The organism is Mycobacterium sp. TH-M11 (assembly GCF_057473725.1).
In genome coordinates, this window is the sequence record NZ_JBYCLD010000284.1 from 1 (window position 1) to 15,333 (window position 15,333).

At 65.5% G+C, this 15,333-nt stretch carries 16 protein-coding genes; 2 read left to right on the forward strand and 14 right to left on the reverse strand.

The features are described from left to right. Nucleotides 1–568: alpha/beta fold hydrolase (locus AC2VOG_RS11725; protein ID WP_486940066.1), on the reverse strand; the 568-nt coding region annotated here is incomplete at its 3' end. Nucleotides 569–623: 55 nt separating this feature from the next. Between AC2VOG_RS11725 and mhuD the strand changes: the two genes are divergently transcribed. Both mhuD and AC2VOG_RS11735 read left to right on the forward strand, forming a co-directional pair. Further along, the gene (mhuD, locus tag AC2VOG_RS11730) at nt 624–935 is read left to right on the forward strand and encodes a mycobilin-forming heme oxygenase MhuD (protein WP_486940067.1); all 312 of its coding nucleotides are present in this window, start codon (nt 624–626) and stop codon (nt 933–935) included. Then, a complete protein-coding gene (locus AC2VOG_RS11735; RefSeq protein ID WP_486940068.1) occupies nt 916–2,268 on the forward strand; it encodes a serine hydrolase in 1,353 nt (450 codons plus the stop codon). The genes mhuD and AC2VOG_RS11735 overlap by 20 nt, the downstream gene beginning before the upstream one ends. Nucleotides 2,269–2,571: 303 nt before the next feature. Here AC2VOG_RS11735 and clpC1 read toward each other — a convergent pair whose 3' ends face one another. The 13 genes from clpC1 to folE form a co-directional block, all read right to left on the reverse strand. Continuing rightward, the gene (gene clpC1 / locus AC2VOG_RS11740; RefSeq protein WP_486940069.1) at nt 2,572–5,118 is read right to left on the reverse strand and encodes an ATP-dependent protease ATP-binding subunit ClpC; all 2,547 of its coding nucleotides are present in this window, start codon (nt 5,116–5,118) and stop codon (nt 2,572–2,574) included. A 248-nt stretch (nt 5,119–5,366) separates the two neighbouring features. Further along, complete coding sequence (lsr2, locus tag AC2VOG_RS11745; protein ID WP_486940070.1) at nt 5,367–5,705, reverse strand: histone-like nucleoid-structuring protein Lsr2; 339 nt, start codon at nt 5,703–5,705, stop codon at nt 5,367–5,369. A 119-nt stretch (nt 5,706–5,824) separates the two neighbouring features. Continuing rightward, a complete protein-coding gene (lysS, locus tag AC2VOG_RS11750) occupies nt 5,825–7,333 on the reverse strand; it encodes a lysine--tRNA ligase (RefSeq protein ID WP_486940071.1) in 1,509 nt (502 codons plus the stop codon). Between the two features lie 47 nt (nt 7,334–7,380). After that, nucleotides 7,381–8,205, reverse strand: coding sequence for a type III pantothenate kinase (locus AC2VOG_RS11755; protein WP_486940081.1), 825 nt, complete (start codon nt 8,203–8,205; stop codon nt 7,381–7,383). 13 nt (nt 8,206–8,218) lie between these two features. Then, nucleotides 8,219–8,626 (reverse strand): aspartate 1-decarboxylase, encoded by a 408-nt coding sequence (gene panD / locus AC2VOG_RS11760; protein WP_486940072.1) that lies wholly within the window; start codon nt 8,624–8,626, stop codon nt 8,219–8,221. Then, nucleotides 8,626–9,627, reverse strand: a complete 1,002-nt coding sequence (gene panC / locus AC2VOG_RS11765; RefSeq protein ID WP_486940073.1) for a pantoate--beta-alanine ligase — start codon at nt 9,625–9,627, stop codon at nt 8,626–8,628. Before panC ends, panD begins: the two co-directional genes overlap by 1 nt. Then, entirely contained in the window at nt 9,624–10,529 is a 906-nt protein-coding gene (locus tag AC2VOG_RS11770; RefSeq protein ID WP_486940074.1) for a Rossmann-like and DUF2520 domain-containing protein, read from the reverse strand. The genes panC and AC2VOG_RS11770 overlap by 4 nt, the downstream gene beginning before the upstream one ends. A 112-nt stretch (nt 10,530–10,641) precedes the next feature. Continuing rightward, nucleotides 10,642–12,201, reverse strand: coding sequence for a DUF6779 domain-containing protein (locus AC2VOG_RS11775; RefSeq protein WP_486940075.1), 1,560 nt, complete (start codon nt 12,199–12,201; stop codon nt 10,642–10,644). 98 nt (nt 12,202–12,299) lie between these two features. Continuing rightward, entirely contained in the window at nt 12,300–12,776 is a 477-nt protein-coding gene (locus tag AC2VOG_RS11780) for a DUF3180 domain-containing protein (RefSeq protein WP_486940076.1), read from the reverse strand. After that, nucleotides 12,776–13,315, reverse strand: a complete 540-nt coding sequence (gene folK, locus AC2VOG_RS11785; protein WP_486940077.1) for a 2-amino-4-hydroxy-6-hydroxymethyldihydropteridine diphosphokinase — start codon at nt 13,313–13,315, stop codon at nt 12,776–12,778. The genes AC2VOG_RS11780 and folK overlap by 1 nt, the downstream gene beginning before the upstream one ends. After that, the gene (gene folB / locus AC2VOG_RS11790; RefSeq protein WP_486940078.1) at nt 13,312–13,701 is read right to left on the reverse strand and encodes a dihydroneopterin aldolase; all 390 of its coding nucleotides are present in this window, start codon (nt 13,699–13,701) and stop codon (nt 13,312–13,314) included. Before folB ends, folK begins: the two co-directional genes overlap by 4 nt. Further along, on the reverse strand, nt 13,694–14,536 hold the full coding sequence (gene folP / locus AC2VOG_RS11795) for a dihydropteroate synthase (RefSeq protein WP_486940079.1): 843 nt from the start codon (nt 14,534–14,536) through the stop codon (nt 13,694–13,696). The genes folB and folP overlap by 8 nt, the downstream gene beginning before the upstream one ends. Continuing rightward, nucleotides 14,533–15,141 carry a GTP cyclohydrolase I FolE gene (folE, locus tag AC2VOG_RS11800; protein WP_486940080.1) on the reverse strand — a complete coding sequence of 203 codons (609 nt, stop codon included), beginning with the start codon at nt 15,139–15,141 and terminating at the stop codon, nt 14,533–14,535. The genes folP and folE overlap by 4 nt, the downstream gene beginning before the upstream one ends. Between the last annotated feature and the right edge of the window lie 192 nt (nt 15,142–15,333).

Consider the following 15,333-nt stretch of genomic DNA (forward strand, 5'->3'; position numbering starts at 1 on the left):
GCCATTGCGCCCAGTAATCGCGGGTTCCCCACTCGGCGGCGATCTCAATCCATCGCGTCGTGTGCCCGTGCAGCCGCCAGCCAGTTTCGGTTCGGTCGAAGGCTTCCAGGAAGTACCGGCCGGCGATCTCACCAAACTCCGCGAATACCTTTTGCGCCGAATCAAATTCGACAGGCAAGCTATGCAGCCACGGTTCCCACGGACCGGTCGTGCGGCCGCGGAAATCCGGCGCCATGTCCTCGACCACCAGCGCGGAGACAAGTTCCGGCCGCTCGGCGGCCAGACACCAGGAGTGCAGACCGCCCATCGAGTGCCCGATCAGCCGTACCGCGGTGCCCAGCACAGCTAACGCGTCAGCGAGGTCCGCCACGAAACGTTCGGTGCTTATCGGATACGGATCGTCGACGTCGCGGCCTCGGTGCCAGGGTGCGTCGTAGGTGTAGACGGTGCCGAGCCGAGTCAGCCACGACAGTTGCCGCGACCAGGTGCTGCCACGGCCCATCAGGCCGTGCACCAGCACCACCGGCTGACCGTGCCCACCACGATGGGTCAGCAGATCAGCGGCCATTCGTCCATCTTTGCGCGCTTTACCCCGGCCGTGGGCGGCACGGTAACCTTGCGCAATGCCAGTGGTGAAGATCAACGCAATCGAGGTACCCGCCGAGGCAGGTCCCGAGCTGGAGAAACGGTTCGCCCACCGCGCGCACGCAGTCGAGAACTCGCCGGGTTTCCTGGGCTTTCAGCTGCTCCGCCCCGTCAAGGGCGAAGACCGGTACTTCGTGGTGACACAGTGGGAATCCGAAGAAGCCTTTCAGGCGTGGGCGACCGGTCCCGCGATCGAGGCTCACGCCGGCCAGCGGGCCAACCCCGTAGCCACCGGTGCGTCACTGCTGGAATTCGAGGTTGTGTTAGACGTTGCCGGATCTGGCCAGTAAGCCCCGTCGGCGCCGGATCGCGGCACTGCTGGCCGCCATCGCGCTCGTCGCCGCTTCAACCCCGGGTTGCGCTCCGCCGCGACCACCATCGGCGAACGCGACCGGCGTCGGCCGCAACATCGACATGCGCACACCGGCTGGACTGCGCGCGCAACAGACGCTGGACATGCTGAACTCTGACTGGCCGATCGGCCCGGTCGGGGTCGGCACCATGGCGGCCCCCAAGATCGCCGGCCAGATCCAGTCCATGATGGAGAAGCTGTGGTGGGACCGGCCGTTCACGCTGCACGGAGTCGACATCAAAGCAGGTGCGGCAACCCTGGAGCTGACCACGTCTTACGGCGCGCAGCAGGAGATTCGGATACACACCGATGACGACTCCATGGTGGACGGGTTCGACCTCACCACTTTGCCGCCGAAGATCTCGTCGTGGAGCGACGTCGACGCGGTGCTGCGCAAAACCGAGGCCCGCTATTCGTGGCAGGCCACCAAAGTCGTTGACGGCCGGTGCGATCGGGTGGCCGGCACCAATACCGACCTGTCATTGCCGTTGGCCTCGATCTTCAAGCTGTACGTGCTCGAGGCCGTCTCCGATGCGATCAAGGCCGGAACAGTGTCCTGGGAAGATCAGTTGACGGTCACCGAGAAGGGCAAAGCTGTCGGTTCGAGCATGGATCTTCCTGTGGGAGAACAGATCTCGGTGCGCACCGCGGCTGAGAAAATGATTGCGACCAGCGACAACATGGCGACCGACATGCTGATCGAGAAGGTCGGGCCGCAGGCTGTGGACCGGGCTCTGGTCAACACCGGCCATCACGATCCGGCCGCGATGACGCCGTTCCCGACGATGTACGAGCTGTTCACGGTCGCCTGGGGCCGCCCAGACCTTCGCGAGCAGTGGAAGCAGGCCACTCCCGAAGCCCGCGCCGAGATGCTTCACCGCGCCGATGCAAGCACTTACCAACCCGATCCGTTCCGCGCACACGTGCCGGCGTCACAGTCCGGCGCGGAGTGGTACGGCACCGCCGAAGACATCTGCCGGGTGCACGTCGCGCTGCAGGCGGGCGCCGTGGGCCCGGCCGAACCGGTCAAGAAGATCCTCGACGTCGCCACCGGGGTGAACCTCGATCGCAACGACTGGCCCTACATTGCCGCGAAAGCCGGTGGCCTGCCGGGTGATCTGACCTTCAGTTGGTACGCCGTCGACAAAGCCCGTCAGCCGTGGGTAGTGAGCTTCCAGTTGAACTGGCCGCGCGACCACGGACCGGCGATTACCGGCTGGATGCTGCAGGTCGCCAAGCAGGTGTTCGCCTTGCTGCTCAAGTACCGCTGACAGGCGGGCCTACGACTGGGCCTTTATGCAGCCGGCGCGAAAGATCCTCTACAACCTGACCGTATCCGGGTTGGTGACAAGTCAGGAAACCACCTCCTGATGCGGGTGTTTTCGGGTCACGTGCGCGCCACGTGCATCGAGTGTGCATCCTGGGCTTCGAGTGTGCATCGTGGGCGGGAAAATCGCGAAACTGCCGCCCCTGGCGCACACTCGAAGCCGTCAGTGCACACTCGACGCCAGCAGGGCAGACAGCCGAAAAGACCGGTCAGCGCGTTGCGCGCCGGCCGGTCTTTTCGACATGAACTACTGCGTCGTCGTCGTTCCGGTGACAACGGCGGCATGCGCGGCGGAACTCGCCAGATCCGGCTCGGCAGGCTTGTGGACTCCGTGGAAGGTGAACACCGCATCCTCGCCGGATCCTTCGCCGTCCCAGTTGTCGACGTCGACGGTGACAATCTGACCCGGGCCGACCTCGTCGAAGAGGATCTTTTCGGACAGCTGGTCCTCGATCTCCCGCTGAATCGTCCGGCGCAGCGGGCGAGCGCCCAGCACCGGGTCGAAGCCGCGCTTGGCCAGCAACGCCTTGGCCTTGTCGGTGAGCTCCATGGACATGTCCTTGGCCTTGAGCTGCTTGCCCACCCGCGCGATCATCAAATCGACCATCTCGATGATCTCTTCCTTGGTCAGCTGGTGGAAGACGATGATGTCGTCGATACGGTTGAGGAACTCCGGGCGGAAGTGTTTCTTCAGCTCGTCGTTGACCTTCTGCTTCATCCGCTCGTAGTTGTTCTCGCCGCCGCCCTGGGTGAAGCCGAGACCGACCGCCTTGCTGATGTCGGAGGTGCCCAGGTTCGAGGTGAAGATCAACACGGTGTTCTTGAAGTCGACCGTGCGACCCTGCCCGTCGGTGAGCCGACCGTCCTCGAGCACCTGCAACAGGCTGTTGTAGATCTCTTGGTGCGCCTTCTCGATCTCGTCGAACAGCACCACCGAGAACGGCTTGCGCCGCACCTTTTCGGTGAGCTGGCCGCCCTCTTCGTAGCCGACGTATCCCGGCGGGGCACCGAACAACCGCGACGCGGTGAATCGGTCGTGGAATTCACCCATGTCGATCTGGATGAGCGCGTCGTCGTCGCCGAACAGGAAGTTGGCCAGCGCCTTGGACAGCTCGGTCTTACCAACACCGGAGGGGCCGGCGAAGATGAACGAGCCGGACGGGCGCTTGGGATCCTTCAGCCCGGCGCGGGTACGACGGATCGCCTTCGAAACAGCCTTGACCGCGTCCTCCTGGCCGATGATCCGCTTGTGCAGCTCGTCCTCCATCCGCAGCAACCGGGTGGTCTCGGCCTCGGTCAGCTTGAACACCGGGATACCGGTCCAGTTCCCGAGCACCTCGGCAATCTCGTTTTCATCGACTTCGGCGACAACATCGAGATCGCCTGAGCGCCACTGCTTTTCACGCTCAGCGCGCTGGGCAACCAACTGCTTTTCCCGATCGCGCAGGCTGGCCGCCTTCTCGAAGTCCTGGGCGTCGATCGCGGACTCCTTCTCCCGGCGCGCGTCGGCGATCTTCTCATCGAACTCGCGCAGGTCTGGCGGGGCGGTCATCCGGCGGATCCGCATCCGGGCACCGGCCTCGTCGATCAGGTCGATGGCCTTGTCCGGCAAGAACCTGTCGTTGATATAGCGATCGGCCAGCGTAGCGGCAGCGGTCACCGCGCCGTCGGTGATCGACACCCGGTGGTGCGCCTCGTAGCGGTCGCGCAGACCCTTGAGGATCTCGATGGTGTGCTCCACCGTGGGCTCGCCGACCTGCACCGGCTGGAACCGACGCTCCAGGGCGGCGTCTTTCTCGATGTACTTGCGGTACTCGTCGAGCGTCGTCGCACCGATGGTCTGCAGCTCACCGCGCGCCAGCTTCGGCTTGAGGATCGACGCCGCGTCGATGGCACCCTCGGCCGCCCCGGCACCGACCAGCGTGTGCAGCTCGTCGATGAACAAAATGATGTCGCCGCGGGTGTTGATCTCCTTGAGCACCTTCTTCAGGCGTTCCTCGAAGTCACCGCGGTAACGGCTGCCCGCCACCAGCGAACCCAGGTCCAGGGTGTAGAGCTGCTTGTCCTTCAGCGTCTCGGGGACCTCCCCGTGCACGATCGCCTGCGCGAGGCCTTCGACCACCGCGGTCTTGCCTACGCCGGGCTCACCGATCAGCACCGGGTTGTTCTTGGTGCGCCGGGACAGCACCTGCATGACCCGCTCGATTTCCTTCTCGCGGCCGATCACCGGGTCGAGCTTGCCCTCCATGGCCGCCGCCGTCAGGTTGCGGCCGAACTGGTCCAGAACCAACGACGTCGACGGGCTACCGGACTCGCCGCCGCGGCCACCGGTGCCGGCTTCCGCGGTCTCCTTGCCCTGGTAGCCGCTGAGCAGCTGGATGACCTGCTGGCGCACCCGGGTCAGCTCGGCGCCGAGCTTGACCAGCACCTGGGCCGCCACGCCTTCGCCCTCACGGATCAGCCCGAGCAGAATGTGCTCGGTGCCGATGTAGTTGTGGCCGAGTTGGAGCGCCTCACGCAGGCTCAGCTCCAGGACCTTCTTGGCGCGCGGCGTGAACGGGATGTGCCCCGACGGGGCCTGCTGGCCTTGGCCGATGATCTCCTCGACCTGGCTGCGGACACCCTCGAGCGAGATACCCAGCGATTCCAGCGACTTGGCCGCTACGCCTTCGCCCTCGTGAATGAGGCCCAGCAGAATGTGCTCGGTGCCAATGTAGTTGTGGTTCAGCATCCGGGCCTCTTCTTGCGCCAGGACGACCACTCTGCGGGCACGGTCGGTAAAACGTTCGAACATTGGCGGTTACCTGCTCTTCCTCACCATCGGTACTTCGTCTTTGTCGGCTTCTGCGCCGACACCGCGTACCTGCCGTCCACTGTAGTGGTCGACCGGCCGGGCTTCCTACCTTGCTGTCGCCAAGCCACTTGGGAGTTCCCGGCTGCAACGCAGTTACAACGAAGCAACGCGGGAAACCAGTGAATCGTTTCCCGCGTTGAGTAAAGGTCGCTTCGCCAACAGCGAAAAAGCGCCCGACCGCGCCCCGATCAGGTCGCCGCGTGAAAGGCGTCGATGACCTCGGCCGGGATACGACCGCGGGTCGACACGTTGTGTCCATTACGCCGAGCCCAGTCACGGATTGCCGCGCTCTGCTCGCGATCGATGGCGCCGCGACCCCGACCGTTGCTCGAGCGACCGCGCCGACGGCCTCCCACCCGCCGAGAGGCTTCCACCCACTGCCGCAGGTCGTTACGAAGTTTCGTCGCGTTCTTGGCCGAAAGGTCAATCTCGTAGGTCACGCCGTCGAGCCCGAATTCGACGGTTTCATCGGCAGCACCTTCGCCGTCGAAATCGTCCACAAGGGTGACGGTCACTTTCTTCGCCATTGGCTGAGCCTCACGCTTTCTTCTCAGACACTTGCCATACACGACAGGTGTTCGAACCGCCTCCGTCGGATAATCTGCCATATCCTGACGAGTAATTCAATACAACGCCACAGAACTGCTCAGTTACTATGCGGACGCACAATAGGAAACAATACCGTCTCTCTAATTGACAGCCCGGTCAAGGCCATCAGCAGACGGTCGATCCCCATTCCGGTTCCGGTGCAGGGCGGCATCGCGTGCTCCAGCGCAACAAGGAAATCCTCGTCAAGCATCATTGCCTCGTCGTCGCCGGCGGCCGCCGCCCGGGCTTGCGCAGCGAATCTCTCACGTTGCACCACCGGATCGATCAATTCTGAGTATCCTGTCGCCAGCTCGAATCCGCGGATATAAAGGTCCCATTTCTCCGTCACCCCGGCAATGCTGCGGTGTTGACGCGTCAATGGCGTTGTCTCGACCGGAAAATCCTTGACGAACGTGGGCGCTGTCAGCGTCGAGCCGACGGTGTGTTCCCAAAGTTCCTCGATCAGCTTGCCGTGCCCGTACCCCCGGTCAGCCGGAACCTCGACGTCAAGTGACACAGCGATTGCAAGCAAGCGATCGACATCGGTGTTTGGTGTGATCTCTTCGCCAAGAGCCGCTGATAGCGAGGGATACATTTCCACCGAGGCCCATTCTCCATCGATGTCATAGACGCTGCCGTCCGGCAGCGGGAGTTGCCGCGTACCGATCGCCTCGTCAGCCACCTGTTGAATAAGCTCGCGGGTTACGACGGCAGAATCTTCATACGTTCCATACGCTTGATAGGTCTCCAACATCGAAAATTCTGGCGAATGTGTGGAATCGGCGCCTTCGTTTCGGAACACCCGATTTAGTTCGAAGACCTTGTCGAAACCACCGACGACGCAGCGCTTCAGGAACAGCTCTGGCGCGATCCGCAGGTAGAGATCGATATCAAGCGCATTGGAGTGTGTGACGAACGGACGGGCCGCCGCGCCCCCAGCCAGCGTCTGCAACATCGGCGTCTCGACTTCCAAAAAGCCGCGCTGCTCGAGCGCGTTACGTAATGCGCGGATGACCGCAATTCGCTGGCGGGCGATCGTTCGTGCTTCCGGCCGCACAATCAGGTCGACATAGCGCTGCCGTACCCGAGACTCCTCACTCATCTCTTTGTGCGCCACCGGCAGCGGACGCAACGCCTTGGAGGCCATCTGCCAGCTATCGCCGAGCACGGAGAGTTCACCGCGTCGCGAGCTGATCACCTCACCGTGAACCGCGACGATGTCGCCGATGTCGACGTCGGCCTTCCATTGGTCGAGAGCTTGCTGCCCGACACTCGCGAGGCTGAGCATGACCTGCAGTTGGGTGCCGTCGCCTTCCTGGAGGCTGGCAAAGCACAGCTTGCCCGAGTTACGGGCGAACACCACCCGCCCGGCCACCCCGACGAGGTCGCCGGTGGTCGAATCGGCCGGCAGATCCGGATATGCGGCCCGAACCTGCGCCAGGGTGTGGGTTCGCGAGACGTTGACCGGGTAGGGATCGCGGCCCTCGGCCGCCAGCCGCTCACGCTTGTCCCGGCGTATCCGGAACTGCTCGGGGAGGTCCTGAGGGTCCTGATCGCCGTCGCTCACGACGTGCCAGCTTAAAGGAGGAACGCGCTGCCGGTGTTCGGCGGCGCTCAGCGTGCGGTCTTGAGCCGTCCGCGCTGGCTGTCGCGGTTGCGCTCGAAGACCAGCCGCAGCCCGTGCAGAGTCAGGTGCGGGTCGTAGTGGTCGACCGAGTGCAACTCGGCCAGCAGCAGCGGCGCCGTGTGACCCGTAGCTACAACGGTGACCTGATTGTCTGGCCCAGCGGAAAAACCGTCGACGTCGTTGCGGATCCGGCCGACCAGCCCGTCCACCAGACCTGCGAAGCCGAACACCGCACCGGCTTGCATGCATTCGACGGTGTTCTTGCCGATCACCGAACGCGGCCGGGCCAGCTCGACCCGCCGCAGCGCCGCCGAGCGGGCCGCGGCAGCATCGGAAGAAACCTGGATACCCGGCGCTATCGCGCCACCCAGAAATTCACCCTTGGCCGACACCACGTCGACACATATCGACGAGCCGAAGTCGATCACGATGGCGGCTGAGTTGTACTTCTGAAAAGCCGCGAGGCAATTGACAATTCGATCAGCACCGACTTCTTTGGGGTTATCGACCAGCAGCGGAATGCCGGTCCGAACCCCGGGCTCAATCAGCACATGCGGCACGGTCGGCCAATACTGTTCGAGCATCAGGCGGACCTCGTGCAGTACCGACGGTACGGTCGACAGCGCAGCTGCGCCGGTGAGCTGATCGGAGTCGTCACCGATCAGCCCGTCGATGGTCAGCGCGAGCTCATCAGCGGTGATCTCGGATTCGGTCCGAATCCTCCACTGGTGCACAACCTTTGCGTACTCCTTGGCGCCCGACAGCAATCCGATGACGGTGTGGGTGTTACGGACGTCGATGGCCAGCAGCACGGCGACTAGGTCTTCATCGCGGCGAGACCAGCTCGCCGGCATCAGCCGGCACGAACGCCGGGTCGTTGCCCAGGTCGACCACTTTGTTATCGGCGTCGACGAAAACGATGCTGGGTCGGTACGCGCGGGCCTCGGCGTCCTCCAGCTGGGCGTAAGCGATCAGGATCACCAGGTCACCGGGATGTACGAGATGCGCTGCCGCGCCGTTGATCCCGATCACGCCGCTGCCGCGCTGCCCGGTGATCGCATAGGTGACCAGCCGCGACCCATTGTCGATGTCGACAATGGTCACCTGTTCGCCCTCAAGCAGGTCGGCGGCCTCCATCAGGTCGGCGTCGATCGTCACCGAGCCGACGTAGTGCAGGTCAGCCTGCGTGACTGTGGCCCGGTGGATCTTCGACTTGAGCATTGTCCGTAACATCAATTCCTCCAATGTGATTCGAGGGTCTGATCGCCGCGCTTCTCCTCAGGCCGCTGCATGGCCCGCATCGTCGCAGGGCGGGATTCGACGGACACCGCGGGCACTCGCCCGTCGACGCCTACGGTGGTTCCGATTTCGACGGCAACGTTGTCGAGCAGTCTGGTCTTGCCCAGCCGGGCCGCGACCAGTAAGCGGCCAGGCCCGGTCACGGGAGCCGGCCCCAGCGCGTCGTCGCGCACTTCGAGGTAGTCAACGTCAATGGCGGGCACCTCGGCGAGCACCGAGCGGGCCGCCTCCAGCGCAGCGCCCGCGCCGCCCGGTGCGGCATGGGAGCCGGCCAACAGCGCGGCCGACAACAGGCCGGCCAGCTCGCGCTGCGGCGCGTCGAGGTAGCGGTTGCGTGACGACATCGCCAAGCCGTCGGTCTCGCGCACGATCGGCACGCCGACAACTTGAATGTCGATATTGAGATCGGCCACCATCTGCCGAATGAGCACCAGCTGCTGATAATCCTTCTCGCCGAAGAAGATCCGGTCGGGCGAGACGATCTGCATCAGCTTACAGACCACGGTCAGCACGCCCGCGAAATGAGTGGGCCGGGCAGCGCCCTCGAGCTGGTCTCCGAGCGGACCGGGGTAGACGGTGGTGCGCGGCCCGTCCGGATACATCGCCGAAGCGCCTGGGGTGAAGGCGATTTCAACCCCTTCACCGCGCAGCACATCCAGGTCCGCCTCCACGACCCGCGGGTAGGCGTCGAGATCCTCGCTCTCGCCGAATTGCAGTGGGTTCACAAAGATCGAGACCACGACCACCGAGCCGGGTACGCGTTTGGCGGCTCGCACCAGCGCGATGTGTCCGTCGTGCAGAGCACCCATGGTGGGCACCAACATCACTCGTCGGCCGGTATGCCGCAGCGCCCGGCTGACGTCACTCACGTCGCTGGGTTTGACGTAGACGTTGAGTTCGCCGGCGTGGAACTTCGGGGGCCGCTGAACGCTCATCGGGCCAACACCTCGAGCACCTCATCGGCGGCATGCACCTTCTCGGCGGTACGGATCGCATTCGCCCGGTATGCCTGTGCCAGTTGCGGATCGATGCTGCGCAGCGCATGCAGGTGCCCGGCGACCACACCGGCGTCACCACGGGCGATCGGACCGGTCAGCGCCGCCTGCCCGCGGCGCAGGGTGTTCTCCAGGGCCGCACGGGCCAGCGGTCCGAGAATGCGCTCGGCGATACCGCCGGGCTGATCGTCGACAAGTTGCTGGCCGAGTAGTTCGGTGCCTGAGACCGCGGCTCGCAACGCATCGAGCGCGTCGGTGACCACCGTGACGAGGTGGTTGCCGGCGTGGGCCAACGCTGCGTGATACAGCGTGCGGGACTGCTCGGCAACGCGGAACGGTTCGCCGCCGATCTCGAGCACCAGTGATTGCGCGATCGCGTAGCCAACCTCGTCGTTGGCGGTGATCCCGAAGCAGGTGTCCGGCAAGCGAGAGATGTCCTCGTCAGAACCAGTGAACGTCATCGCCGGATGGATGGCCAGCGGAGTGCAACCGTGCAGCGGCGCCAGCACATCGATGCCGTTGACGCCCGAGGTGTGCACCACGATGGTGCCCGGCCGTACGGCGGAGGTGGCGGCCAGACCAGAGACCAGGCCCGCCAACTCGGTGTCCGGCACGGCCAACAGCAGCAATTCGGCGCTGCCGGCGACGTCAGGCACCGACGCTATCGGGGTGTCGGCCAGCCGGCGCTCGGCGCGCTGCCGGGAGGCGCGGGATACCGCGCTGCAGGCCACGACGACGTGGTCGACGCGTTCGAGCGCCACACCCAACGCGGTTCCCACCCGGCCGGCGGAGATGATCCCCACCTTGAGCCGAGCCGGACGCAATCCGTCGAACTGCACCATCGCAGACGACCCTCACAAGTCCTTTTGATTCGTTCCAGTCCCGCGCTGCGGGTACCGGACGGCCGCCACGACTGTACCGCGACAATCCGGTCGAAATACTGTGGTGTTCGCCTCAGTCCTCGCGGCGCCGGCGCCGACCGCCGCCCTCGGACGGGGCACTTTGCAGCCGCGCCAGCAGATCCGCCACCGACTGAACGTCGGATTGCGGTTCCTCGGCCTCCGACAGCGGGTCTGTGCTGCGATGACGGGCGCTGGCCGGTGGCGGCGGCGACATCGCCGGGGCCTCGTCCGGGGTCGGCGACGGGGATGGCGGCGGAGGGGGTGGCGGCGGGAACATCGCCGGGGCCGGTGCCGAACCGGCGATGCCTGCCTCGGAGTAATCGGCGGAATGGCGCGATTCTGCGCGACGACCCGCTTCACCCCAGATGCCGCCCGCTTCGCTGTTGCTCGGCAGCGGTTCGGCGTCGGCGCTGGAATGGCGCCCCCGCCGCTCGCGGTGCGGCTGAGCGACAGGCTGATCACGGGAGGGCACGTTGTCATACGCCCACGGCGTCGGCGGCGGAAACTGGGACTGACCGGTGTTCCTATTGCTGCCGGATGTTCCCACAGACGGCCACTGGCCCCCGGAGCCGGCCGGCTGCAAACCTGCGGGTTGCTCGGGCTGCCGTGGCGCCTCAGCCGCCGGCGGCCAGGTGACCCGCGGCTGCTGTAGCGGCTCAGGCTGCGGCGGCGGGGCCGGCGGCGCGAACTGCGCTTCGGTCGTGGGAGGTTCAGCTCGCCGCTGCGGAGCCCAGCTGCGGGCCTCTTGCAGACGTTCAACCGGATTTGGGGGTGGCGCGGGTGCCTGCGGCGGAGTCCAGCCGGCGTCCAGCACCGGCTCGTGGCGCGCAGCCGGGGCTTCCTGGTCGCTGTAACGCCGATGCGAACCGCGATCCGGCTCGGGAGCTTCACCCGCTCGGGTCTGGCGCGGCGGCGGGTACGCCTCGTGCCGCTGCGGCGCGTAATCCGGCTGCGGCGCGTAATCCGGCTGGTAGCTCTCCGTGCCGGGTTGCCGCGGCTGGGTGGGCACCAGCGGTTCCTCATGCACGTCGATGATCGAGTCGTCGGGCCGCCGAGACGGCTCTTCGGCCCGGACGGATTGCACACGGTTGATGCGCTCGCGGGCACTTTCGCTGTCGCGCTCCCATTCGCTGTAACCGCGCACGGTCCGGCGTTCAGCTTCCAGCGCGGGCCGGTGACTGAGCTCGGCGTCGAACAGGATCTCCAAGTTGGTGCGCAGCGCGGCAAGCTCGGCCCGTAGCTCGGAGACTTCGTCGCTGGCTTGCGCGCGCAGTTCGGTGGCCAGCTCGCGACGTAGCTGAGATTCCACGGTGAGCTCGTACTCGCGGCGCGCCGAGATTTCCCGGTCCAACTGCAAGTCGTAAACCAGCTTCAGGTCCCGCGCCCGGGCTTGATCCATGTCGCTTTGCCGACGGTAGATCACCGAGACGAAAGCAGCCACGACAGCTGCCCACAGCGCGAGGATCACCGCGAGCTTGAGAAGCTCTACCTTGTTGGTGAAGACGAGGGCGGAACTGGCGCCGATGGCCAGAACCAGCAACACCGTCAGCAACACCCAACCCGGTCCGCGGCCGCCGCGCCGCACCCGGGCGCCGCGGGACAGATCGGTCATGGCCCGACTGTACCGGCCCTGAGTCGCTCCGCGTGTCGTCGCGTTCCGGCGTTTCTCACCTGGACTAATCGTGAAAATCGGGTGATCGCCGGGCCGAGCTAATTTTCGGCGCCCTCTCCATTCGCAGTCGGGTCCGCCGGCGACTTGCAGCAATGTTGCAACCACAGTGCGGCAGCCACCAGAGCCATCGCGCTAATGGCTGCCACGGCCGTGCCGGCGGTGTCCTCAGCGGCGACCCTGAGCCACGACCGGCGCGGCAGCAAATACACCAGCACCGCCACCCACCAGCCCGTCGCCGTCGCGCCCACCCAGGCCGACGCCTGGGCGATGACCAGACTGCGGGCAACCGCCAGCGGGTGCAACCAGCCTGGCCCGTCGCCGATCTCGCCGTCGGCGATCTTGGCGCGTACATGCCGCCCCCACATCGCCTCCACACCGGCGATCACAATCAGCGAAAGACCCGTCCACACCGTGATCGGCGGAAACCACCGGTAAATCACGGTGAGCAGCGGATAGCTCGCGGCCGCGGTGCCGAGCGCCGCGGCAGCCAGGTCACGTTTGCGGGTAAGGCCCATCAGGCGCCGGTGCGCGGCTCTAGGACAAGCTCGGTGTGCCGCACGCCCGCACGATCGGTCGGATCCAGCTCGGCGATCAGCTTGGCGACTGATTGCTGTCCGCCCGCCACTGTCAGCGTCGCGCTCGGGTCGACGGCCAGCCAAGGAATCAACACGAAAGCGCGCAGGTGGGCCAGCGGGTGCGGCAGAGTCAACCCGTCTTCCAGGGAGAACAGCTCGCTATCACCCTCCAGCGACGTCAAATGGCATGAGACCAGGTCAACGTCGAGGGTGCGGGGGCCCCACCTCTGCCCGCGCACTCGATCCGCGGCGAGCTCCATCTCCTGTGCGCAGCGCAGCCAGCCCTGTCCGTCGAGCGTCGCGTCCTCGGCGATCAGCACCGCGTTGAGAAACGGGCCCTGCTCGACCCCGCCCCAAGCCGACGTCTCATACACCGGGGACACCGCTTGCACCGCATCGCCGAGCCGGTCGAGCACAGACTGCAACCGGGCCAGCCGGTCACCGATGTTGGATCCGATCGACAACACGACGCGAGTCACGCTGGAACCACCTGCCCTCGTCCACCGCGGCGAGATCGGCGCGCCACCACGGCGACATCGTCGAAGGTCTGCGCAATGGGAGCTTGCGGCTTGTGCACTGTCACCTCCACTGCATGCACGCGATGGTCTCTCATGACGTCTTCGGCGATCTCGCCGGCGACCGTTTCGATCAAATTACGGGCCTCACCCGCGACGATGGCGGCCGCCCGCTCCGCAAGAACGCCGTAGTCGTAGGTATCTGCCAGATCGTCGCTGGCCGCCGCGTCCACCAGATCGATCCAGACGGTGACATCGACGACAAACTCCTGACCATCGGCGCGCTCGTAGTCGAATACACCATGGTTGCCGCGAACTTTCAAGCCGCGCAACTCGATACGATCAGCCAACCGACCCCACCACCCCAGCCTGTGTCCACGCCTCGACGACCTTCACCGCATCGACGGACGCGCGGACGTCGTGTACCCGTATCCCCCACGCACCATGCAACGCGGCTAGGGCCGACACCACCGCGGTTGCCGTCTCGCGGCCGTCCGGTGGCCGAGCCTGGCCGTCAGGACCGGCCAGCAAGCCACCCAGAAACCGTTTGCGTGATGCGCCGACCAGCACCGGAAACCCGCACGCCACCAATTCGGGCAATGCGTGCAACAACGCCCAGTTGTCGTGGGCGGACTTCGCGAAGCCCAAGCCGGGATCGATGACCAGCTTGGCTGGATTCACCCCCGCGGCAACGGCATTGTCCACGCAGGCCATCAAATCGGCGCGAACTTCGGCAACCACGTCGCGATAGGGCGGCACCTGATGCGGCTTCTCGGCCGACACCGAGCGCCAATGCATCAGCACCCACGGCACATCGGCCTCGGTCAGCAGCGCCGCCATGTTCTCGTCGGCACAACCGCCGGAGACGTCGTTCACCATTGCAGCGCCGCTTTCCAGGGCCGCCCGGGCCACGCCGGCGTGCATAGTGTCGATACTGACGGTAATTCCCTGGGCAGCAAGCTCTTTGACGACGGGCACGACGCGGGCCGTCTCGATCCGCGGATCGATACGCTGCGCGCCCGGTCGCGTCGACTCGCCGCCGACATCGATGATCGTCGCTCCGTCGGCGACCAGCGCCAACCCTTGCTGCACCGCGCGATCGGCATCGAGGTAGCGCCCACCATCGGAGAATGAATCGGCGGTGACGTTCACCACTCCCATGACTTGGACGTGCGTGACGCTCACTTGCGCAAGATCAGATCGAGCGCTTCGGCTCGAGATGCACTGTTGGACTTGAACTGTCCGCGCACTGCCGACGTCGTGGTGACCGTTCCCGGCTTACGGACTCCCCGCATGGACATGCAGAGATGCTCGGCCTCGATCACGACGATGGCGCCGCGAGGATCGAGTTTGCGCATCAGCGCATCAGCGATCTGGGCAGTGAGACGCTCCTGTACCTGCGGCCGCTTGGCGTACATGTCGACCAGTCGGGCGATCTTCGACAACCCGGTCACCCGGCCGTCGCGCCCGGGGATGTACCCGACATGCGCCACACCGTGGAACGCCACCAGGTGATGTTCGCAGGTGGAGTACATCGGAATCTCTTTGATCAGGACCAGCTCGTCATGCTGCTCATCAAAGGTGGTGTCCAGCACAGTATCCGGATCGGTGTAGAGACCGGCGAAGATCTCCTGGAAACTGCGGGCAACTCGGGCCGGCGTATCCACCAGACCGTGCCGGTCTGGGTCTTCGCCAATGGCATAGAGCAATTCGCGGATCGCGGCCTCGGCGCGCGGCGTGTCGAACACCGGCTTGGACATGGTCGCGGTGTGGGAATTCGGCTGCGCCATGGCAGTCTCCGTTCGTGTCAGCCGTGTGTCGACGGGTTGGACGGACCCGGGCCTCCACTGGGCGGGTCGGCAGCCTGGCCCGGCGCGGGTGCACCAGGCGGCGGATACGGCGGGTAGGGCTGGCCGGCGTGCTGGTGGGGTGGTGCCGCCCAGGACGGAGGTGGTGGATACCAGTAACCCGGCTGCTGCGGG

What these genes read in the sequence shown, in the direction of transcription:
- mhuD (WP_486940067.1), top strand. Translation starts at nt 624, where the DNA reads ATGCCAGTGGTGAAGATCAACGCAATCGAGGTACCCGCCGAGGCAGGT.
- clpC1 (WP_486940069.1), bottom strand. Translation starts at nt 5,118, where the DNA reads ATGTTCGAACGTTTTACCGACCGTGCCCGCAGAGTGGTCGTCCTGGCG.
- lsr2 (WP_486940070.1), bottom strand. Translation starts at nt 5,705, where the DNA reads ATGGCGAAGAAAGTGACCGTCACCCTTGTGGACGATTTCGACGGCGAA.
- panD (WP_486940072.1), bottom strand. Translation starts at nt 8,626, where the DNA reads ATGTTACGGACAATGCTCAAGTCGAAGATCCACCGGGCCACAGTCACG.
- panC (WP_486940073.1), bottom strand. Translation starts at nt 9,627, where the DNA reads ATGAGCGTTCAGCGGCCCCCGAAGTTCCACGCCGGCGAACTCAACGTC.
- AC2VOG_RS11770 (WP_486940074.1), bottom strand. Translation starts at nt 10,529, where the DNA reads ATGGTGCAGTTCGACGGATTGCGTCCGGCTCGGCTCAAGGTGGGGATC.
- AC2VOG_RS11775 (WP_486940075.1), bottom strand. Translation starts at nt 12,201, where the DNA reads ATGACCGATCTGTCCCGCGGCGCCCGGGTGCGGCGCGGCGGCCGCGGA.
- AC2VOG_RS11780 (WP_486940076.1), bottom strand. Translation starts at nt 12,776, where the DNA reads ATGGGCCTTACCCGCAAACGTGACCTGGCTGCCGCGGCGCTCGGCACC.
- folE (WP_486940080.1), bottom strand. Translation starts at nt 15,141, where the DNA reads ATGGCGCAGCCGAATTCCCACACCGCGACCATGTCCAAGCCGGTGTTC.